At 60.5% G+C, this 19,695-nt stretch carries 17 protein-coding genes; 3 read left to right on the top strand and 14 right to left on the bottom strand.

Features of this window, described 5'->3' with window-relative positions:
- Nucleotides 1–64 precede the first annotated feature (64 nt).
- The 10 genes from AC3WJW_RS12150 to ccoN (AC3WJW_RS12195) all read right to left on the bottom strand — a co-directional run bounded on the left by AC3WJW_RS12150 (nucleotide 65) and on the right by ccoN (AC3WJW_RS12195) (nucleotide 9,898).
- Nucleotides 65–598, bottom strand: coding sequence for a FixH family protein (locus AC3WJW_RS12150; RefSeq protein WP_493726151.1), 534 nt, complete (start codon nucleotides 596–598; stop codon nucleotides 65–67).
- An 11-nt stretch (nucleotides 599–609) separates the two neighbouring features.
- On the bottom strand, nucleotides 610–2,025 hold the full coding sequence (gene ccoG / locus AC3WJW_RS12155; protein ID WP_493726152.1) for a cytochrome c oxidase accessory protein CcoG: 1,416 nt from the start codon (nucleotides 2,023–2,025) through the stop codon (nucleotides 610–612).
- Nucleotides 2,026–3,005: 980 nt separating this feature from the next.
- Nucleotides 3,006–3,983 carry a cytochrome-c oxidase, cbb3-type subunit III gene (gene ccoP, locus AC3WJW_RS12160; RefSeq protein ID WP_493726153.1) on the bottom strand — a complete coding sequence of 326 codons (978 nt, stop codon included), beginning with the start codon at nucleotides 3,981–3,983 and terminating at the stop codon, nucleotides 3,006–3,008.
- On the bottom strand, nucleotides 3,980–4,165 hold the full coding sequence (locus AC3WJW_RS12165) for a CcoQ/FixQ family Cbb3-type cytochrome c oxidase assembly chaperone (RefSeq protein WP_003175465.1): 186 nt from the start codon (nucleotides 4,163–4,165) through the stop codon (nucleotides 3,980–3,982). The genes ccoP (AC3WJW_RS12160) and AC3WJW_RS12165 overlap by 4 nt, the downstream gene beginning before the upstream one ends.
- A 5-nt stretch (nucleotides 4,166–4,170) precedes the next feature.
- Nucleotides 4,171–4,779 (bottom strand): cytochrome-c oxidase, cbb3-type subunit II, encoded by a 609-nt coding sequence (ccoO, locus tag AC3WJW_RS12170; RefSeq protein WP_011333287.1) that lies wholly within the window; start codon nucleotides 4,777–4,779, stop codon nucleotides 4,171–4,173.
- Entirely contained in the window at nucleotides 4,779–6,221 is a 1,443-nt protein-coding gene (gene ccoN / locus AC3WJW_RS12175; protein ID WP_102698755.1) for a cytochrome-c oxidase, cbb3-type subunit I, read from the bottom strand. Before ccoN (AC3WJW_RS12175) ends, ccoO (AC3WJW_RS12170) begins: the two co-directional genes overlap by 1 nt.
- Nucleotides 6,222–6,703: 482 nt before the next feature.
- On the bottom strand, nucleotides 6,704–7,657 hold the full coding sequence (gene ccoP / locus AC3WJW_RS12180; protein ID WP_493726154.1) for a cytochrome-c oxidase, cbb3-type subunit III: 954 nt from the start codon (nucleotides 7,655–7,657) through the stop codon (nucleotides 6,704–6,706).
- On the bottom strand, nucleotides 7,654–7,851 hold the full coding sequence (locus tag AC3WJW_RS12185; protein WP_007999407.1) for a cbb3-type cytochrome oxidase subunit 3: 198 nt from the start codon (nucleotides 7,849–7,851) through the stop codon (nucleotides 7,654–7,656). Before AC3WJW_RS12185 ends, ccoP (AC3WJW_RS12180) begins: the two co-directional genes overlap by 4 nt.
- A 3-nt stretch (nucleotides 7,852–7,854) precedes the next feature.
- Nucleotides 7,855–8,463 carry a cytochrome-c oxidase, cbb3-type subunit II gene (gene ccoO / locus AC3WJW_RS12190; protein ID WP_008020035.1) on the bottom strand — a complete coding sequence of 203 codons (609 nt, stop codon included), beginning with the start codon at nucleotides 8,461–8,463 and terminating at the stop codon, nucleotides 7,855–7,857.
- A gap of 10 nt (nucleotides 8,464–8,473) precedes the next feature.
- Complete coding sequence (gene ccoN, locus AC3WJW_RS12195) at nucleotides 8,474–9,898, bottom strand: cytochrome-c oxidase, cbb3-type subunit I (protein ID WP_104449736.1); 1,425 nt, start codon at nucleotides 9,896–9,898, stop codon at nucleotides 8,474–8,476.
- A 95-nt stretch (nucleotides 9,899–9,993) separates the two neighbouring features.
- Between ccoN (AC3WJW_RS12195) and AC3WJW_RS12200 the strand changes: the two genes are divergently transcribed.
- Nucleotides 9,994–10,668 carry an alpha/beta family hydrolase gene (locus AC3WJW_RS12200; protein ID WP_493726155.1) on the top strand — a complete coding sequence of 225 codons (675 nt, stop codon included), beginning with the start codon at nucleotides 9,994–9,996 and terminating at the stop codon, nucleotides 10,666–10,668.
- A gap of 142 nt (nucleotides 10,669–10,810) precedes the next feature.
- Here AC3WJW_RS12200 and AC3WJW_RS12205 read toward each other — a convergent pair whose 3' ends face one another.
- From AC3WJW_RS12205 to acnA, 3 genes are all read right to left on the bottom strand, one after another.
- Nucleotides 10,811–12,376 (bottom strand): methyl-accepting chemotaxis protein, encoded by a 1,566-nt coding sequence (locus AC3WJW_RS12205; protein ID WP_493726156.1) that lies wholly within the window; start codon nucleotides 12,374–12,376, stop codon nucleotides 10,811–10,813.
- Between the two features lie 105 nt (nucleotides 12,377–12,481).
- On the bottom strand, nucleotides 12,482–13,273 hold the full coding sequence (locus AC3WJW_RS12210) for a CPBP family intramembrane glutamic endopeptidase (protein WP_493726157.1): 792 nt from the start codon (nucleotides 13,271–13,273) through the stop codon (nucleotides 12,482–12,484).
- A gap of 222 nt (nucleotides 13,274–13,495) precedes the next feature.
- The gene (gene acnA, locus AC3WJW_RS12215; RefSeq protein ID WP_493726158.1) at nucleotides 13,496–16,237 is read right to left on the bottom strand and encodes an aconitate hydratase AcnA; all 2,742 of its coding nucleotides are present in this window, start codon (nucleotides 16,235–16,237) and stop codon (nucleotides 13,496–13,498) included.
- A 298-nt stretch (nucleotides 16,238–16,535) separates the two neighbouring features.
- Here acnA and rlmM point away from each other — a divergent pair, with 298 nt between their 5' ends.
- A complete protein-coding gene (gene rlmM / locus AC3WJW_RS12220; protein ID WP_493726159.1) occupies nucleotides 16,536–17,609 on the top strand; it encodes a 23S rRNA (cytidine(2498)-2'-O)-methyltransferase RlmM in 1,074 nt (357 codons plus the stop codon).
- A 171-nt stretch (nucleotides 17,610–17,780) separates the two neighbouring features.
- Nucleotides 17,781–18,032 carry a sulfurtransferase TusA gene (gene tusA / locus AC3WJW_RS12225; RefSeq protein WP_493726160.1) on the top strand — a complete coding sequence of 84 codons (252 nt, stop codon included), beginning with the start codon at nucleotides 17,781–17,783 and terminating at the stop codon, nucleotides 18,030–18,032.
- Between the two features lie 142 nt (nucleotides 18,033–18,174).
- Here the strand turns inward: tusA and AC3WJW_RS12230 are convergent, their stop codons facing one another.
- Entirely contained in the window at nucleotides 18,175–19,584 is a 1,410-nt protein-coding gene (locus tag AC3WJW_RS12230; protein ID WP_493726161.1) for an MATE family efflux transporter, read from the bottom strand.
- Nucleotides 19,585–19,695: the final 111 nt, after the last annotated feature.

A 19,695-nucleotide genomic window follows, 5' to 3' on the forward strand; every position in this document is an offset into this window, starting at 1 on the left:
AGGCTGCGATCTTTTTGGGACCGCTGCAAAAGCAAGATCAAAAGATCGCAGCCTGCGGCAGCTCCTACAGGTCTTCGGCGCCTTGCAGAGGTTCATCACCGAGCAGCAGATCCTTGTCATGGTTGACCAGTTCTTCTTCGAACATGCGCCAGATGTGCTCGTCCTGGGTGCCGAGCAATTCGACAAAGCGCCGGCCTTCGATCTTGTCGCTCAGTTGACCGATGTAGCGACCCTGTTCGGTTTCGCTGCGGGCCAGGGTGATCTTGCGATCCTTCTCCGGCTGGGTCGGCGAGATCAGGTTCAGCTCCAGGGTTTTCGGATGGCTGTCGCCGCTCAGGCGCAGGTCAACTTCGCCGGTCACGTCATCGAGATGAATGCTGGCGCGCATTTTCAGGTTCTGGGCCAGCAGCTCACGGTCGAGGGAGCGGTTGATGCCTTTGCCGGCTTCGTAGTAGTTGTCGTTGACCAGGTTGTCCGGGTTCTTCACCGCGATGGTCACCATGGACAAGGTCAGGGTCACCGAGCAGGCCAGGATCCCGATGATGATCCACGGCCAGAGGTGCTTGTACCAGGGACTTGCGGCAGTTGCTGCGGGCATGTTCAGTTCTCTCAACGAATTTGTGGGCCGATGAACCGGCTCTTGGCTTCAATGTGGACGCTGTCGTCATCGGCATCCTTGAGGATGAATTTCACCTCGTTGGTGCTCGACGGCAGTTTTTCCGGTGCGACGGACAGCTCGGCAGGCTGGCTGACGATCTCGCCGGCCGCGACCTTGATCTCGCGCCGGCCCTGCAATTTGAGATCCGGCAGGCCGGAGGCTTCGAGCAGGTAGGTATGGTCGCGCTGGTCCTTGTTCATGATTTTCAGGCTGTAGACGTTTTCGATCCGCCCTTCGGCATTCTCGCGGTACAGCACGCGGTCCTTGCTGACATCGAAGCCCACCAGCGAACGCATGAAAAACGCGGTCACCAGCAAGCTGATCATCGCCAGCAATACCACGGCATAGCCGATCAGGCGTGGACGCAGTTTATGGGTTTTCTGCCCGGACAGGTTGTGCTCGGTGGTGTAGCTGATCAGCCCGCGCGGGTATTCCATCTTGTCCATGATGGCGTCGCAGGCATCGATGCAGGCGGCGCAGCCGATGCATTCGATTTGCAGGCCGTCGCGGATGTCGATACCGGTCGGGCAGACCTGGACGCACATGGTGCAGTCGATGCAGTCACCCAGGCCCTGGGCCTTGTAATCGATGCCTTTCTTGCGCGGGCCACGGCTTTCACCGCGGCGCGGGTCGTAGGAAACGATCAGGGTGTCCTTGTCGAACATCACGCTCTGGAAGCGTGCGTACGGGCACATGTAGATGCACACCTGTTCGCGCAACCAGCCGGCGTTGCCGTAAGTGGCGAGGGTGAAGAAACCGACCCAGAAATAAGACCAGCCATCCGCCTGACCGGTGAAGAAGTCGAACACCAGTTCGCGGATCGGCGAGAAGTAACCGACGAAGGTCATGCCGGTGACGAAACCGATCAACAGCCACAGGCTGTGCTTGCTGAACTTGCGCAGGAACTTGTTGGCGCTCATCGGCGCCTTGTCGAGCTTGATGCGCTGGTTGCGATCACCTTCGGTGACTTTTTCGCACCACATGAAGATCCAGGTCCAGACGCTTTGCGGGCAGGTATATCCGCACCAGACCCGTCCGGCGTACACCGTGATAAAGAACAGGCCGAACGCGGCGATGATCAGCATGCCGGACAGCAGGATGAAGTCCTGGGGCCAGAAGGTGGCGCCGAATATGAAAAATTTGCGCTCCGGCAGGTTCCACCAGACCGCCTGATGACCGCCCCAGTCCAGCCACACCGTACCGAAATACAGCAGGAACAACAGGGCGCCGCCGGTCATCCGCAGATTGCGGAACAGGCCGGTGAAGGCGCGGGTGTAGATTTTTTCCCTGGCGGCGTAGAGGTCGACGCTGTTGTTCGCGTTCTTGGTGGGTGGAGTGACGTCGTGTACCGGAATCTGGTTGCTCATCATTGCATCCCACGGCAGTGGAAAAGTGCCTCGGTCAGTACGTGCCGACCGCGGTCAAAAAGGGGTGTTGCAGTGGCGCAATGATACGCCTGTCGCTCTAGCCTGCGGGTGCGACCTTTGGTCGCGTTGGGTAAAAATCATGAATGGTGTAGCGAATGTAACAAAACGTGATCTGAGTCAATTGACTTGTGAAGTATGGACGGTTTTCAGCAAGGCCGTGCGGTTAGTGTGAACAAACAGTCCGTTTCGGCGAGGGTGCGGATATCAGTGGGCTGATGCGCGGGAAACATCTTAACTTGACTGTTCTGGTTTGATCGTTTGATGTTTTGTTTTCTGTCTAATAATTTAAGAGGGCGGATAAGTTTTATTCGTGAAGAATATATTTTTAACTTTGGTCATGCTTTGTGATTATTTGTAGATGGATATTTTACTCTTGATTTAATAGGTTGTTAGTGCGGTGGTAATAAATTTTATTGCGCGTCGTATACGTTGTAAATGTCTACTTAAGGATAAGTAAAAATGTCTATTAATGATAAAGATTGCACTCGAGCAACTCAGACTGTTGGTCCAGTCACTGTCGAAGCTCATAAGCCTGGTGCAGACTGCACGATTCCGGCACCCGCTACGACTGTCGATACGGTGAAGCCGACTGCGCAAAAACTCCAGGCAGAACGATCTTCAGGCAATAAGAAAGGGACTGGCGGTATCGACAGTTTAGGTGGCGGTAACCTTCCTTGATTACAGTCAATACACATGAATGCGAAGTGTATTCATGAACGTATAAAAAGCCGCTTCGACAACTAAAATGCTGAAGCCGTTTTTTATTGGTTGATCGAAGGGTGTGTGAAAAATAAAAACCGGGAGGGCTTGCCAGCAAGTCCACGGAGCTGTGCGCAAATAAGTGTGCATGGATTTGAAATGAAAACGGCCCCGCCAATGTGATTTGGCGGGGCCGTTTTTTGTTGCTTCAAGCCTTTGCCTTACTCGGCGTCCGCTGCCTTCTCACTGTGAGACAGGCTGTAGACGTAAGCGGCCAGCAGGTGAACCTTGTCGTTACCTTGCAGTTGCTCTTGCGCAGGCATCTGGCCCTGACGGCCGTAGCGGATGGTCTGCTGCAGTTGAGCGAAGCTCGAACCGTAGATGAACGCTGCCGGGTGAGTCAGGTTGGGTGCGCCCATCGCTGGCGTGCCCTTGCCTTCCGGACCGTGGCACGCCACGCAGTTGGCGGCGAACAGTTTCTGTCCGGCAACCGGGTCGGCCTTGGCGCCTTCCGGCAGCTTGCGGCCATCGAGGTTGGTCAGGACAAACGCGGCCACGTCGGCCACGCCTTGCTCGCCGATCACTTCAGCCCACGCCGGCATCACCGCATGACGGCCGCCCATGATGGTGGTCTTGATGGTTTCCGGCTCGCCGCCCCAGCGCCAGTCGGCGTCGGTCAGGTTAGGGAAGCCATAGGCGCCCTTGGCGTCGGAACCGTGGCAAACCGAGCAGTTGGAGGCGAACAGGCGGCCACCCATCTTCAGGGCTTGCGGGTCCTTGGCCACTTCTTCGATTGGCATGGCCGCGAACTTGGCGAAGATCGGACCGAACTTGGCGTCCGACTTGGCCATTTCCTTTTCCCACTCGTGGACGCCGGTCCAGCCGGTCTGGCCGTTGGCGAAGGGGGTCTGCTTCTCGTTGTCGAGGTAGCCGTAACCCGGCAGCAGGCCTTTCCAGTTACCCAGGCCCGGATACAGCGCCAGGTAGCCCAGTGCGAAGATGATGGTGCCCACGAACAGCATGAACCACCATTTCGGCAGCGGGTTGTCGTACTCCTCGATCCCGTCGAAGGAGTGCCCGACCGTCTCGTCTGTCTGCTCGGTGCGCTGGCCCTTGCGGGTCGACAGCAGCAGCCAGGTCAGGGAAAAGATCGTACCGAGACTGAGGACTGTGACGTACAGACTCCAGAATGTAGTCATTCTTTGTTACTCCTAGAAGCTTGCTCGACGTGCTTGATGGCTTCGGGATCATCCGCGAAAGGCAGCAAGGTCGCGTCTTCAAACTCCGACTTGCGCTTGGGACTGAACACCCACAGTGCCAGTCCGATGAAGGCCACCATCACGACAACGGTGCCCAGGCCACGAATCATCCCGATATCCATCTAATTCACCGTTTGCTTTTGATGATGGTGCCCAGGCCTTGCAGATAGGCCACCAGCGCGTCCATTTCGGTTTTGCCCTTCACGGCATCCCTGGCGCCGGCGATGTCTTCGTCGGTGTAAGGGACGCCGAGCGTGCGCAACACTTCCATTTTCTTGGCGGTGTCTTTGCCGTCGAGCTTGTTTTCCACGAGGAACGGGTAGGCCGGCATTTTCGACTCGGGCACGACGTTGCGCGGGTTGTACAAGTGCGCACGCTGCCAGTCATCGGAGTAACGACCGCCGACACGGGCCAGGTCCGGACCGGTACGCTTGGAACCCCACAGGAACGGGTGGTCCCAGACGCTTTCACCGGCGACCGAATAGTGGCCATAACGTTCGGTTTCAGCACGGAACGGACGGATCATCTGCGAGTGGCAGCCGACACAACCGTTGGCGATATAAACATCCCGGCCTTCCAGTTCAAGGGCGGTGCGGGGCTTCATGCCCTCGACCGGCTTGTTGGTGACGTCCTGGAAAAACAGCGGAACGATCTGGGTCAGGCCGCCGACGCTGACGGCGATGACCATGAAGAAGGCCAGCAGGCCAATATTCTTCTCGACTGCTTCATGCTTCATCAGTGAGCTCCAACTACGACGATCTGTTCGGCGGCTTCGGCTTCAGCCGGGTTCGAGGCGCGTACGGTACGGAAGACGTTGTAGGCCATGAACAGCATGCCGGTGGCGAAGAACGCACCACCCAGGGCGCGGACGATGAAGCCCGGGTGGCTGGCCTGCAGTGCTTCGACGAACGAGTAGGTGAGGGTGCCGTCGTCGTTGATTGCACGCCACATCAGGCCCTGGGTGATGCCGTTGACCCACATCGAGGCGATGTAGAGCACGGTACCGATGGTTGCGAGCCAGAAGTGCGTGTTGATCAGGCCGGTGCTGTGCATCTGCGCACGACCGAACAGTTTCGGAATCATGTGGTAGATGGCGCCGATCGAGATCATCGCTACCCAGCCCAATGCACCGGCGTGTACGTGGCCGATGGTCCAGTCGGTGTAGTGCGACAGCGAGTTGACGGTCTTGATGGCCATCATCGGGCCTTCGAAGGTCGACATGCCGTAGAACGCCAGGGACACCACGAGGAAACGCAGGATCGGGTCGGTGCGCAGCTTATGCCAGGCGCCCGACAGGGTCATCATGCCGTTGATCATGCCGCCCCAGCTTGGTGCCAGCAGGATGATCGACATCGCCATGCCCAGCGACTGAGCCCAGTCCGGCAGTGCGGTGTAGTGCAGGTGGTGGGGACCGGCCCAGATGTACAGGGTGATCAGCGCCCAGAAGTGCACGATCGACAGGCGATAGGAGTAGATCGGACGCTCGGCCTGTTTCGGCACGAAGTAGTACATCATGCCCAGGAAGCCGGTGGTCAGGAAGAAGCCCACGGCGTTGTGGCCGTACCACCACTGGATCATTGCGTCAGTCGCACCCGAGTAGGCCGAGTAGGACTTGAACAGGCTGACCGGCAGCGACATGTGGTTGACGATGTGCAGCATCGCGGTCACGACGATGAAGGCACCGTAGAACCAGTTACCCACATAGATGTGCTTGGTCTTGCGCTTGACGATGGTGCCGAAGAACACCAGACCGTAGGTGACCCAGACAATGGCCAGCAGAATAGCCAGGGGCCATTCCAGTTCCGCGTATTCCTTGGTGGTGGTGAAACCCATCGGCAAGGTAATGATCGCGCCGACGATCACCGCTTGCCATCCCCAGAAGGTGAAGGCCGCGAGGCTGTCGGAAATCAGTCGCGTTTGGCAGGTTCGCTGCACGACGTAATAAGAAGTGGCAAACAGTGCACATCCACCGAAGGCGAAAATCACCAGGTTGGTGTGCAGCGGGCGCAGGCGTCCAAAGCTCGTCCATGCCAGACCGAAGTTCAACTCCGGCCAGACCAGTTGCGAGGCGATGAAGACACCGAGCCCCATGCCAAGGATCCCCCAGACCACCGTCATGATGGCGAACTGGCGGACTACCTTATAGTTATAAGCAGTCGGACTGATTGCTGTGCTCATTCTAAGGTTCCACGGTTTGGGTGTTTTATTAGGATTAAAAATCGGCCGCAAGTATGGAGAAAGCAGGGGGTCATTGCAACGCGCCATGACCTGGGTCAATGCTTTCAAATGCTGATTCTGCGGCCTTTCCATGCGCCGCGTAGGGACAAAATTGCCCGCGGGCAAAACGTCCCGGCGGACTGATCAGGCGAGGGGGTCAGGTCGGATGTAACGGGGTGTGTTCAAACGCAACGTTTGGCTGACCGAAGGCAACTGGCGCGACAGCCGGTATCTACCAGCCTTTGCGGCCTGTCATCGGGCAGATTCGTCGAACACATCGTTCAGGGTCGACCTGGAACCGGCACCGGCCAGTCCGCATCGGGGGAAGCTTAGACCTGAATCCGGGGAACCGAAAGGAAGAGTCAGAGAGGGTGCGACAATGCGTCGCAAAGGGGCAGGGAACTGCCGCATCCGGGAGAATGCGGCAGCAGAGCGGTCGGGATTTATTCGCGGTTGTCTTCAGCCTGCAGGCGCTCGGTATTCAAACCGTGGGACAGGCTGTACACATACGCGGCCAGCAGTTGCACCTTGTCGTTGCCGAGCAGTTCGTTCTGCGCCGGCATATGGCCCTGGCGACCATGCCGAATCGTCTGTTCAAGCTGGGTCAGGCTGGTGCCGTAAATGAAGCCGGCCGGGTGCGTCAGGTTCGGCGCGCCCATGGCTTCGGTGCCCTGGCCGTTTGCCCCATGGCAAGCCACGCAGGTGGTGCTGAAGGCTTGCTGTCCGGCTTGCAGGTCCGCCTTGTTGCCTTCCGGCAACGGCAGGCCGGCCAGATCATGGCGCACATAAGCGGCGACGTTTTTCACGCCTTCTTCCCCCAGGACTTCACCCCAGGCCGGCATCATCGCCATCCGACCACCCATGATGGTGGTCTTGATGGTTTCTGCGTGGCCGCCCCAGCGCCAGTCGCTGTCGGTCAGGTTGGGGAAACCGAATGCACCCTTGGCATCCGAGCCGTGGCACACCGAGCAGTTGGAGGCAAACAGGCGGCCGCCCATTTTCAGCGCTTGCGGGTCTTTGGCCACTTCTTCCAGAGGCATTGCCGCGAATTTGGCGAAGATCGGTCCGAACCTGGCGTCAGCCCTGGCCATTTCCTTTTCCCACTCGTGAGCGCCGGTCCAGCCGTTCTCATAGCCGGGGAGGATGCCTTTCCAGTTGCCCAGGCCGGGATAAAGGATCAGGTAGCCGACGGCGAACACCAGCGTGCCGGCGAACAGCATGAACCACCATTGCGGCAGCGGATTGTCGTACTCCTCAATGCCATCGAAACTGTGGCCCATGGTCTGGTCGACGCTGCCCTTGGTCTCGCCCTTGCGGGTGCCGATCAGCAGCCAGGTCAGGCCGATCAGGCTGCCGATGGTCAGTACGCAGATCCACGTACTCCAGAAGGTGGTCATGGCCGGGTACTCCTTGTTGCTGAATCTTCGGTGATGTCGGGTTGTGGTTCGTCGGCGAACGGCAGCAGGCGCGCTTCGGCGAATTCCGGATTGCGCTTGCCGTTGAACACCCACAGGGTCAGGCCGACGAAGGCGATGAAGACAACGACGGTGCCCAGGCCGCGGATCATTCCAGTGCTCATCTCAACAACCATGGCTCACCTCTTGCTCTTGATGGCAGTGCCGAGCACTTGCAGGTAGGCGACCAGTGCATCCATTTCGCTCTTGCCCTTGAGCGAGGCAACGGCGCCGGTGATGTCTTCGTCGGTGTACGGCACGCCCAGGGTGCGCATCGCCTTGATCTTGGTTTCGGTGTGGCTGCTGTCGAGTTGATTGGCCACCAGCCACGGGTAGGCGGGCATCTTCGACTCCGGCACGACGTTGCGCGGGTTGTACAAGTGCGCGCGGTGCCAGTCATCCGAGTAGCGCGCCCCGACCCGCGCAAGGTCCGGCCCGGTACGTTTCGAGCCCCACAGGAACGGGTGGTCCCAAACGCTTTCGCCGGCCACCGAGTAGTGCCCGTAGCGCTCGGTCTCGGCGCGGAACGGACGGATCATCTGTGAGTGACAGCCGACGCAGCCTTCGCGGATGTAGATGTCGCGGCCTTCCAGTTGCAGCGCGGTGTAGGGCTTCATGCCTTCCACCGGCTTGTTGGTCACGTCCTGGAAGAACAGCGGGACGATCTGGGTCAGGCCACCGATGCTCACGGCCAGGATCATCAGCAGCAGCAACAGGCCGACGTTTTTCTCGATAGTTTCGTGTTTCATGGCGGACTCCTCAGGCCATCTGCGCGGCAGCGGCGACTTCGGCAGGCTGCGAGGCCCGCACGGTGCGCCAGGTGTTGTAGGCCATCAGGAACATGCCGCTGAGGAAGATCGCGCCACCCACCAGCCGCACGACGAAGCCAGGGTGGCTGGCCACCAGGGTTTCGACGAAGGAGTAGGTCAGCGTGCCGTCCTCGTTCACCGCACGCCACATCAGGCCCTGGGCGATGCCGTTGACCCACATCGAGGCGATGTACAGCACGGTGCCGATAGTGGCGAGCCAGAAGTGCGCGTTGATCAGGCCGATGCTGTGCATCTGCTCGCGTCCGAAGACTTTCGGGATCATGTGGTACAGCGCGCCGATGGAAATCATCGCCACCCAGCCGAGGGCGCCGGCGTGTACGTGGCCGATGGTCCAGTCGGTGTAGTGGGAGAGGGCGTTGACCGTCTTGATCGCCATCATCGGCCCTTCGAAGGTCGACATGCCGTAGAACGCCAGCGACACCACGAGGAAGCGCAGGATCGGGTCGCTGCGCAATTTATGCCAGGCGCCCGACAGGGTCATCATGCCGTTGATCATGCCGCCCCAGCTCGGTGCGAGCAGGATCAGCGACATCACCATGCCCAGCGACTGTGCCCAGTCCGGCAGTGCGGTGTAGTGCAGGTGGTGCGGGCCGGCCCAGATGTACAGGGTGATCAGCGCCCAGAAGTGCACGATCGACAAGCGATAGGAATACACCGGGCGCTCGGCCTGTTTCGGCACGAAGTAGTACATCATGCCGAGGAAACCGGCGGTGAGGAAAAAGCCCACGGCGTTGTGGCCGTACCACCATTGCACCATCGCGTCGGTGGCACCGGAGTACAGCGAGTAGGACTTGGTGAAGCTGACCGGCAATTCCATGTTGTTGACGATGTGCAGGATCGCCACGGTGATGATGAACGCACCGAAGAACCAGTTACCGACATAGATGTGTTTGGTCTTGCGCTGCATGATCGTGCCGAAGAACACGATGGCGTAGGCGACCCAGACAATGGTGATCAGGATGTCGATCGGCCATTCCAGCTCGGCGTATTCCTTGGAGCTGGTGTAGCCCAGCGGCAGGCTGATAGCCGCCAGCAGGATCACAAGCTGCCAGCCCCAGAAGCAGAACGCGGCGATTTTCGGCGCAAACAATTGCGTCTGGCAGGTGCGTTGCACCGAATAGAACGAGCTGGCGAACAGCGCGCAGCCGCCGAAGGCGAAGATCACCGCGTTGGTGTGCAACGGGCGCAAGCGGCCGAAGCTGGTCCAGGGCAAATTGAAGTTGAGTTCGGGCCAGACCAACTGGGCAGCGAGAAAAACCCCGAGCCCCATGCCGACGATGCCCCACACCACCGTCATAATGGCGAATTGGCGGACCACCTTGTAGTTGTAGGCGGTACTGATAGAAGTGTTCATGGTTCCCCATCCACGGTTCAGCCGAAGTGGGCGCACTCGCGCAAGGCAGCGCACCCTTCGGCCGGAGTTATAGGCAGACTGAAAGCGAGGCAAGCATGGGCAAAGGGCACAAGGCCGGTATTGACGGGGATCAATGGGCGCAGTGCGTGCGGGATCATGGATGGTTGTGGAATGCCGCCACTGGCACGGCAGCGGCGACGCTGATCCTCGCCCACGGCGCCGGCGCACCGATGGACAGCGACTGGATGAGCGACATGGCTGCACGCCTCGCCGCTCAAGGCGTCAACGTGTTGCGGTTCGAGTTTCCGTACATGGCGCAGCGGCGCCTCGACGGCGGCAAGCGTCCACCGAATCCGGCGCCGAAATTGCTCGAATGCTGGCGTGAGGTGTATGCCCAGGTGCGACGCCATGTCACTGGGCCGCTGGCGATCGGCGGCAAGTCCATGGGCGGGCGCATGGCCAGTTTGCTCGCCGATGAGTTGGGGGCGGATGCGCTGGTGTGCCTGGGGTATCCGTTTTATGCGGTGGGCAAGCCGGAGAAGCCACGGGTCGAGCATTTGGCTGCTTTGAAAACCCGAACCCTGATTGTGCAGGGCGAGCGGGATGCTTTGGGCAATCGCGAGGCGGTCGAGGCTTACGCATTGTCACCGAGCATTGAGGTGTTCTGGCTGGTGGCAGGGGATCATGACTTGAAGCCGTTGAAGGCTTCGGGGTTTAGCCATGAGCAGCATTTGGCGGCTGCGGCGGGCAGGGTGGCTGGCTTTTTGTAGGAAGCAAGATCAAAAGATCGCAGCCTTCGGCAGCTCCTACAGGGATCAGTGGTGTGATTGATTAACATGCAAGATCAAAGGATCGCAGCCTTCGGCAGCCCCTGTAGGAGCTGGCGCAGCCTGCGATCTTTTGACTTTGCTGTCAGCGGTTGAACCGCTCCACCAACGAATACTGAGTGTTCGCAGTCTTGGTCAGCTCTTCACTCAACAACGCCGAGTTCTGCGCCTGCTCCGAGGTCTGGTCCGCCAGCGCCGAGATGTTGCTGATGTTGCGGCTGATTTCTTCGGCCACGGCACTTTGCTCTTCGGTCGCGGCGGCGATCTGGGTGGTCATGTCGGTGATGTTGGCCACCGCTTCACTGATCCCCACCAGTGCCTTGTCCGCTTCCAGCACTCGCGCCACGCCTTCTTCCGCCTGACGATGCCCGGCTTCCATGGTTTGCACCGCAGTACCGGCAGTATGCTGGAGCTTGGCGATCAGCGCATGAATCTGCCCGGTGGACTCGCTGGTGCGTTGCGCCAGCTGACGGACTTCGTCGGCCACCACCGCAAAACCACGGCCCATCTCACCGGCACGGGCCGCTTCGATGGCGGCGTTCAGGGCCAGCAGGTTGGTCTGGTCGGCGATGCCTTTGATCACATCGACCACGCCACCGATTTCGTTGCTGTCCTTGGCCAGCTGGGTCACGGTGACGCCGGTTTCACCGACCACCACCGACAGGCGCTGGATGGCTTCGCGGGTTTCCCCGGCGATGTCACGACCGCGACCGGTCAGGCGATTGGCTTCCTGGGTGGCGTCGGCGGTGCGTTGTACGTGGCTGGCGACTTCCTGGGTGGTCGCGGCCATCTGGTTGACCGCGGTGGCCACCTGCTCGGTCTCGACCCGTTGACGTTCCAGGCCGCTGGAACTGTTGTGCGCCAGGGCATCGGACTGCCTGGCCTGATCGGTCAAGTGCTCGGCCGTGTCCTGCAGTCGCGTCAGACAGGTTTTCAAGCGTGCTTCCTGGCTGAGGATGGACATCTCCAGCTGCGCCTGGGCGCCGCGACTGTCGGTGTACATCTGTGCGATCAAGGGGTCGGAGGTAGTCTGCTCGGCCAGGCGCAGCAAACGCTTGATCCCGCGCTGTTGCCACTGCAGGCCCATCAGGCCCAGCGGCACCGAGAGTCCGGCGGCCAGGGCAAAACCCCAATGGGAGTTCAGCGATGCACCGATCATGAAGCTCAATTGGCTGACCAGAATGAACGGCAGCCAGTCCTGCAGGATCGGCAGCCATTTGTCCGAGGAGGGGATGGCTGACTTGCCCTGGTTGATGCGTTGGTAGAGCGCTTCGGCACGGCGGATCTGTTCGGCGGTGGGCTTGACCCGCACCGACTCGTAACCGACCACCTGATTGCCTTCGAAGACCGGTGTCACATAGGCGTTCACCCAGTAGTGGTCACCGCTCTTGCAGCGATTCTTCACAATGCCCATCCATGGCAAGCCTTGTTTCAGTGTGCCCCACATGTGTGCGAACACCGCGGCCGGGACGTCGGGGTGACGGACCAGGTTGTGCGGTGCACGGATCAGTTCCTCTCGGGAATACCCGCTGATTTCGACAAAGGCGTCGTTGCAGTAGGTGATCATGCCCTTGGCATCGGTGGTGGAAATCAACCGTTGCTGGGCCGGGAAGGTCCGCTCGCGTTGTGTAATTGGCTGGTTGTTACGCATGGCTTTTTTAATCCGCAAGGCTTTCAAGTGCTGTATCGGCAAGACCGGCGGATTGTTGAGGTTATTTTTCGAAAATCAGCAATGCGTCGCAAAATGACCCTTGCGTCAGCCGGCGAGCATCGGATAGGTGAACAGGCTGAAGTGCAGCAGGTTCAAGCCGAAGTGGGTGGCGATTGCGGCCGCCAGCCCGCCGAAACGGTAGGCCAGGCCATAGCCGATCCCGGCCAGGCTGGCCAGCAGGACCCATTGCCAGCCTGCCCCGGCATGGGCCAGGCCGAAGATCAACGAAGCCAGGAGCAGGGCAAGGTTTTCACCATGGCGCAGGTTTTTCAGGCAACGGCTCAGGCCACCCTGGATGTAGCCGCGGAACAGCGCTTCCTCGACCAGCGTCACCAGCAGCAGATTGTTCAGTAGCCACAGCCAGGCCTGATCAGGCCATTTCGGCGCCCAGGCGATGACACCCAGCAACAGCGCGCCGCCCAGTGTCAGCACGGCGCTCAAGGTCAGTGCCAGTGCGGTGGCATATAGAAAGGAGCGCAACGGGTAACGACCGACAATCCATGGGCAGACCAACAGCAGCCAGAAGCCGATCAGCGGTTTGTCCAGGTTCAGGAACATGGAAAACGGGATGGCGTTTTCGCTGAAACGCTGCAGCGCAATGCCGCGACCGTTATGGAAGCCCGGTAGCCAGTGCAATGCCAGGGCCAGCGCCAGAACGATGAACAGGCCGTGGCCGAGGATGCGTAGACCAGGAATCACGTGCTGGCGAACGGTGAAGCCTGCGGTCAACAGCAGCATCACCGAGATTGCCGCCCGCCAATCGAGGTGACCATAGCTCAGCGCCAATCCGTAGCCGAGGGTGAGCAGGGCCAGAAACGTCCATGGCAGGGCAATCATTTGAAGTCCTTGTGTCTGAATGTGCGATGCACCACCACCCCCCTGTGGGAGCGAGCCTGCTCGCGATGGCGTTGTGCCAGTCAATATTGATTCCAACTGACACACTGCCATCGCGAGCAGGCTCGCTCCCACAAGGGATTGCGGCGCGCGATTATAGGGATGTAGGCGACATATATAAAAACACCGCCCGAAGGCGGTGTGTGTCTGTGTATTGCTCGTCAGTTACGACGCAATCAGCTGCCGCAACACGTAATGCAGAATCCCTCCGGACTTGAAGTACTCCACCTCATTGAGCGTATCGATGCGGCACAACACCTCGACTTTCTCGCGGCTGCCGTCTTCGCGAGTGATGACCAGTGTCAGGTTCATCCGTGGCGTCAGCTCGACACCGCTCAAGCCGAGGATGTCCAGGGTTTCACTGCCGTTCAGGTTCAGGCTCTTGCGGTTCTGGTCCAGCTTGAACTGCAACGGCAGCACGCCCATGCCCACCAGGTTGGAGCGATGGATGCGTTCGAAGCTTTCGGCGATGACCGCTTTGACGCCCAGCAGATTGGTGCCTTTGGCCGCCCAGTCGCGGCTCGATCCGGTGCCGTATTCCTGGCCGGCAATCACCACCAGCGGGGTGCCCGATGCCTGATAGCGCATGGCGGCGTCGTAGATCGGCATTTTTTCCCCGGTGGGAATGTAGCGGGTGTTGCCGCCTTCCTCGCCGCCGAGCATTTCGTTGCGAATGCGGATGTTGGCGAAGGTGCCGCGCATCATCACTTCATGGTTGCCGCGCCGCGAACCGTAGGAGTTGAAGTCCCGCGGTTCCACGCCTTTGTCGCGCAGGTACTGCCCTGCCGGGCTGTCCGCCTTGATGTTGCCGGCGGGGGAGATGTGATCAGTGGTCACCGAGTCGCCGAGCAGGGCGAGAATGTTCGCTGCGCTGACATCCTTGACCACGGGCGGCGGGCCGCCGATGTCGTCGAAGAAAGGGGGATGCTGGATGTAGGTCGAGTCGTCCTGCCAGACATAGGTCGCCGCTTGCGGAACCTCGATTGCCTGCCATTGTTCGTCTCCGGCAAACACTTCGGCGTATTCCTTGTGGAACATGGCGGTGTTGACCTGATTCACCGCGTCGGCGATTTCTTGGCTGCTGGGCCAGATGTCCCGCAGGTAAACCGGTTTGCCGTCCTTGTCTTCGCCCAGCGGTTCGCGGCTGAGGTCGGTGCGTACCGTGCCCGCCAACGCATAGGCGACCACCAATGGCGGTGAGGCCAGCCAGTTGGTTTTCACCAAGGGATGCACCCGGCCTTCGAAGTTGCGATTGCCCGAGAGCACCGACGCCACGGTGAGGTCGGCTTGCTGGATGGCTTTCTCGATCGGTTCCGGCAGCGGCCCGGAGTTGCCAATGCAGGTGGTGCAGCCGTAGCCGACCAGGGCAAAGCCCAATTCATCGAGGTAACGGGTCAGGTCGGCCGCCTTATAGTAGTCGGTGACCACCTTCGAGCCGGGGGCCAGCGAGCTCTTCACCCAGGGTTTGCGTTTCAGGCCTTTTTCCACGGCCTTCTTCGCCACCAGCCCGGCCGCCATCATCACACTCGGGTTGGAGGTGTTGGTGCAGGAGGTGATGGCGGCGATGACCACGGCGCCGTTTTTCAGGCGATAGGTCTGGCCTTCGTAATCGTAATCCGCTTCGCCGGCCATATCGGCGTTGCCGACGGCGACGCCACCACCACCTTCACTTTCGAGGCGACCCTCTTCCTTGCTGGTGGGTTTGAATTGCAGGTCGACGAAGTCGCTGAAGGCTTGCGCGACATTCGGCAGCGACACCCGGTCCTGCGGGCGTTTTGGTCCCGCGAGGCTGGCTTCGACGCTGCCCATGTCCAGCGCCAGGCTGTCGGTGAACACCGGCTCCTGGCCGGGCAGGCGCCACAGGCCCTGGGCCTTGCTGTAGGCCTCGACCAATTGCACCGTTTCAAGAGGGCGGCCGGACAGGCGCAAGTACTCCAGCGTGACGTCGTCCACCGGGAAGAAACCGCAGGTGGCGCCGTATTCCGGCGCCATGTTGGCGATGGTCGCGCGGTCGGCCAGCGGCAGGTCGGCAAGGCCGTCGCCGTAGAATTCGACGAACTTGCCCACCACGCCTTTCTTGCGCAGCATCTGGGTCACGGTCAGCACCAGGTCGGTGGCGGTGATGCCTTCCCTGAGCTTGCCGGTGAGTTTGAAACCGATGACTTCGGGAATCAGCATCGACACCGGTTGCCCAAGCATCGCCGCTTCTGCCTCTATACCACCGACACCCCAGCCCAGCACGCCGAGGCCGTTGATCATGGTGGTGTGGGAGTCGGTGCCAACCAGGGTGTCGGGGAAGGCATAGGTGCGGCCGTCCTCGTCCTTGGTCCAGACCGTGCGACCGAGGTATTCAAGATTCACCTGGTGGCAGATCCCGGTGCCCGGCGGCACCACGCTGAAGTTGTCGAAGGCACTCTGACCCCAGCGCAGGAACGCATAACGCTCGCCATTGCGCTGCATTTCGATGTCGACGTTCTGCTCGAAGGCGCTGCTGCTGGCGAACTTGTCGACCATCACCGAGTGGTCGATCACCAGGTCCACCGGCGACAGCGGGTTGATGCGCTGCGGATCGCCGCCGGCCCTGGCCATGGCCGCGCGCATGGCGGCCAGGTCGACCACGGCGGGAACGCCGGTGAAGTCCTGCATCAGCACCCGCGCCGGGCGGTACTGGATTTCGCGGTCGGAGCGACGCTCCTTGAGCCACGCGGCCAGTGCCTTGAGGTCGGCGCCGGTGACGGTTTTTTCGTCCTCCCAGCGCAGCAGGTTTTCCAGCAGGACTTTCAACGACATCGGCAACTTGTCCAGCTCGCCCAGGCTCCTGGCGGCGTCGGGCAGGCTGAAGTAGTGGTAGGTCTTGTTGCCGACTTGCAGGGTTTTCAACGTCTTCAGGCTATCGAGGGACGGCATTACGATCACTCCTTGAAGTCCGCACGGCTACGGACTGAGGGGACGGACAGAGCCTTAAACCTAGCCCTGTTTTCGGTAGCTGGCTAATAACTGGACTCTATGGACAGACCCCAGGTTCCGATCTCGGCTATCATGCGCCGGTTTTCGTGACAGGCTTTGCTTCAGGGCAAGCGGTCTCTCTTTGTGGGAGCGAGCCTGCTCGCGATGGACGTTAACGATAACGCGTGTTTCCTGAATAAATGCGCCGCCCTGGAGTCCATCGCGAGCAAGCTCGCTCCTACAGGGTCCAGGAGTAAGAATGAACACCCTATTCATGCATTGCCGGCCGGGCTTCGAAGGCGAAGTCTGTTCCGAGATTTCCGACCTCGCCGCGCGCTTGAACGTGGCCGGCTACGCCAAGGCCAAAGCCGCCACCGCTTGCGCCGAGTTCGTCTGCACCGAAGAAGACGGCGCCGAGCGCCTGATGCGCGGGCAGCGTTTCGCCGAGCTGATCTTCCCGCGCCAGTGGGCCCGGGGGATCTTCATCGATCTGCCGGAAACCGACCGCATCAGCGTGATTCTCGCCCATATGGCGGACTTTCCGCTGTGCGGCAGCCTGTGGCTGGAAATGGTCGATACCAATGATGGCAAGGAACTGTCGAACTTCTGCAAAAAGTTCGAAGTGCACCTGCGCAAGGCGCTGATGGCCGCCGGCAAACTGGTGGAAGACGCTCACAAGCCGCGGCTGTTGCTGACCTTCAAAAGCGGCCGTGAGGTGTTCATGGGGCTGGCCGAGTCGAACAACTCGGCGATGTGGCCGATGGGCATTCCCCGCTTGAAGTTTCCTCGGGAGGCGCCGAGCCGCTCGACCCTGAAGCTGGAAGAGGCCTGGCACCACTTCATCCCTCGCGACCAGTGGGACGAGCGCCTGCACAGCGACATGACCGGCGTCGACCTCGGGGCCGCTCCGGGTGGCTGGACCTGGCAATTGGTCAACCGCGGCATGCTGGTGACCGCCATCGACAACGGCCCGATGGCCGAAAGCCTGATGGACACCGGTCTGGTGCAACACCTGATGGCCGACGGTTTCACCTTCAAGCCCAAGCAGTCGGTGGACTGGATGGTCTGCGACATCGTCGAGAAGCCGGCGCGCAATGCGGCGATGCTGGAAGAGTGGATCGGTGACGGCCATTGCCGCGAGGCGGTGGTCAACCTCAAGCTGCCGATGAAACAGCGCTATGCCGAGGTGAAGCGTCTGCTCGAGCGCATTGCCGATGGTTTCAAGGCGCGGGGCATCAAGGTCGAGATCGGCTGCAAGCAGCTGTACCACGACCGCGAGGAAGTGACCTGCCATTTGCGTCGGCTGGACGTGAAGAAACCCAAGTCCCGCTAGCCGACCGGCCCCTGTAGGAGCTGCCGAAGGCTGCGATCTTTTGATCTTGCCCTTAAAGACAAAATCAAAAGATCGCAGCCTTCGGCAGCTCCTACAGGGGGCGGCGTATTGCCACAGATGACGTTACACCCGGCAATGCGCGACAATGCCGGCCAGTTTCAGGAGTGAATCATGAGTGAATTGCTTGATACGCCGGTAGACGGCACCCTCGATGCCACCGGCCTCAACTGCCCCGAGCCGGTGATGATGCTGCACCAGCACATCCGTGACCTGGTGCCCGGCGGCCTGCTCAAGGTCATCGCCACAGACCCGTCGACCCGTCGTGACATTCCCAAGTTCTGTGTGTTTCTCGACCACGAACTGGTGGCGCAGCACGAGGAGGAGGGCACTTATCTCTACTGGATTCGCAAGAAGTCCGTTTAAGTTCGCATCATGACGCAACTGTAGGAGCGAGCTTGCTCGCGAAAAAACGAAGGCGCCGTTAGGCATCTGGTTTTACGCGTTACCGTTCACGACCTTCGTCGGAACGCCGCCCGGAACAAGCTCGCTCCTACAATTTGTGCAATCAGCCGGCCGAGCGGCTGTTACGAATTCGCCGGCGCGCACTGAGCGTCAGGCGGATCGACAACATCAGCGCCGCACAGCTCAAACCGGCAATCAACCCTTCCCACAGCCCGCTTGGGCCGCTGGCCGGACCGAACCAATCGGTCAGTCCCAGCACGTAGCCGACCGGCAGGCCGATGCCCCAATAGGCGAACAAGGTCAGGATCATGGTCACCCGGGTGTCCTGGTATCCACGCAACGCGCCTGCGCAGATCACCTGGATGGCATCGGAAAACTGGTACAGCGCGGCATAGACAATCAACATCGACGCAATCTGGATCACAGCCTTGTCAGGCGTGTAGATCGAGGCGATCGGTTCGCGCAGGAGCAGGATCAGGCTCGCCGAGAACGCCGCGAACACCAGTGCCGCGCCGAGCCCGACCTTCGCCGCGAAACGCGCCTGCCAGGGATTGCCGGCCCCCAGTGCCTGACCGACGCGCACGGTCACCGCCATGCCCAGCGAATAAGGAATCATGAACAGCAACGAGCTGATATTGAGGGCGATCTGATGCCCGGCCACCACGGTAGAGCCGAGACTGCCGATCAACAGCGCGATGACCGCAAAGATGCTGGACTCGGCGAAGACGGCGATGCCAATCGGCAGGCCAATGCCGACCAGGCGCTTGATCACGGCCCATTGCGGGCGGTCGAAGCGCACCAGCACCCGGGTGCGGGCATAGAAGGGGGCCCAGAAGGTCCAGCCGGCCATGCTCAACGCCATGAACCACATCACGATGCCGCTGGCCCAGCCGCAACCGACGCCGCCCAGGGCCGGTGCGCCAAAATGGCCGTAGATCAACGCATAGTTCAGCGGGATGTTCAGCAGCAGGCCGCACAAGCCGATGACCATGCTCGGGCGGGTACGCCCCATGCCATCGCTGTAGCAGCGCAATACGTAATAGAACGCCATGCCGGGAAATCCGAAGGCGATCCCGTGCAGGTAACCCATGCTCGGCTCGATCAATTGCGGATCGACTTTCATCCAGTGCAGGATCGGTTCGGCGCCGAGCAGCAGGCCGCTGCCGATCAAGCCGACACACAATGCCAGCCACAGCGCCTGGCGTACCAACGGGCCGATCTGGTCGAACTGCGCGGCGCCAAAGCGTTGCGCGACCTTGGGTGTGGTCGCCAGCAGAACGCCGGACATCAACAGGTAGACCGGAATCCAGATCGAGTTGCCCAGGGCCACCGAGGCCAGGTCCCGTGGGCTGACGCGGCCGGCCATCACCGCATCGACGAAGCCCATGGCCGTGGTGGCCAGTTGCGCGATCATGATGGGCAGGGCCAGGCCGAGCAGGCCCTTGAGTTCCAGGCGAACGGGTGTCGTCCGCGCGGGAGCAGTGGCGACGGTACTTTCAATAACAGGATTCAATAGCGAAACGTCCAAGAGGGTTTTGATGCACAGCCGCGCATTCTACGCGTTGACGCGGCAGTCAGGAAAAAGCTCGTGTTACCGATTTGTAATCTCTGTAGGAGCTGCCGC

Source organism: Pseudomonas sp. GW821-FHT07G06 (assembly GCF_058986625.1).

Coding starts and splice junctions, on each gene's coding strand:
- AC3WJW_RS12165 (WP_003175465.1), bottom strand. CDS start 4,165: ATGGATATCGGGATGATTCGTGGCCTGGGCACCGTTGTCGTGATGGTG.
- ccoP (WP_493726154.1), bottom strand. CDS start 7,657: ATGACCACCTTCTGGAGTACGTGGATCTGCGTACTGACCATCGGCAGC.
- AC3WJW_RS12205 (WP_493726156.1), bottom strand. CDS start 12,376: ATGCGTAACAACCAGCCAATTACACAACGCGAGCGGACCTTCCCGGCC.
- ccoP (WP_493726153.1), bottom strand. CDS start 3,983: ATGACTACATTCTGGAGTCTGTACGTCACAGTCCTCAGTCTCGGTACG.
- ccoO (WP_011333287.1), bottom strand. CDS start 4,779: ATGAAGCATGAAGCAGTCGAGAAGAATATTGGCCTGCTGGCCTTCTTC.
- ccoO (WP_008020035.1), bottom strand. CDS start 8,463: ATGAAACACGAAACTATCGAGAAAAACGTCGGCCTGTTGCTGCTGCTG.
- AC3WJW_RS12185 (WP_007999407.1), bottom strand. CDS start 7,851: ATGGTTGTTGAGATGAGCACTGGAATGATCCGCGGCCTGGGCACCGTC.
- ccoN (WP_104449736.1), bottom strand. CDS start 9,898: ATGAACACTTCTATCAGTACCGCCTACAACTACAAGGTGGTCCGCCAA.
- rlmM (WP_493726159.1), top strand. CDS start 16,536: ATGAACACCCTATTCATGCATTGCCGGCCGGGCTTCGAAGGCGAAGTC.
- acnA (WP_493726158.1), bottom strand. CDS start 16,237: ATGCCGTCCCTCGATAGCCTGAAGACGTTGAAAACCCTGCAAGTCGGC.
- AC3WJW_RS12210 (WP_493726157.1), bottom strand. CDS start 13,273: ATGATTGCCCTGCCATGGACGTTTCTGGCCCTGCTCACCCTCGGCTAC.
- tusA (WP_493726160.1), top strand. CDS start 17,781: ATGAGTGAATTGCTTGATACGCCGGTAGACGGCACCCTCGATGCCACC.
- ccoN (WP_102698755.1), bottom strand. CDS start 6,221: ATGAGCACAGCAATCAGTCCGACTGCTTATAACTATAAGGTAGTCCGC.
- AC3WJW_RS12150 (WP_493726151.1), bottom strand. CDS start 598: ATGCCCGCAGCAACTGCCGCAAGTCCCTGGTACAAGCACCTCTGGCCG.
- AC3WJW_RS12200 (WP_493726155.1), top strand. CDS start 9,994: ATGGGCAAAGGGCACAAGGCCGGTATTGACGGGGATCAATGGGCGCAG.
- ccoG (WP_493726152.1), bottom strand. CDS start 2,025: ATGAGCAACCAGATTCCGGTACACGACGTCACTCCACCCACCAAGAAC.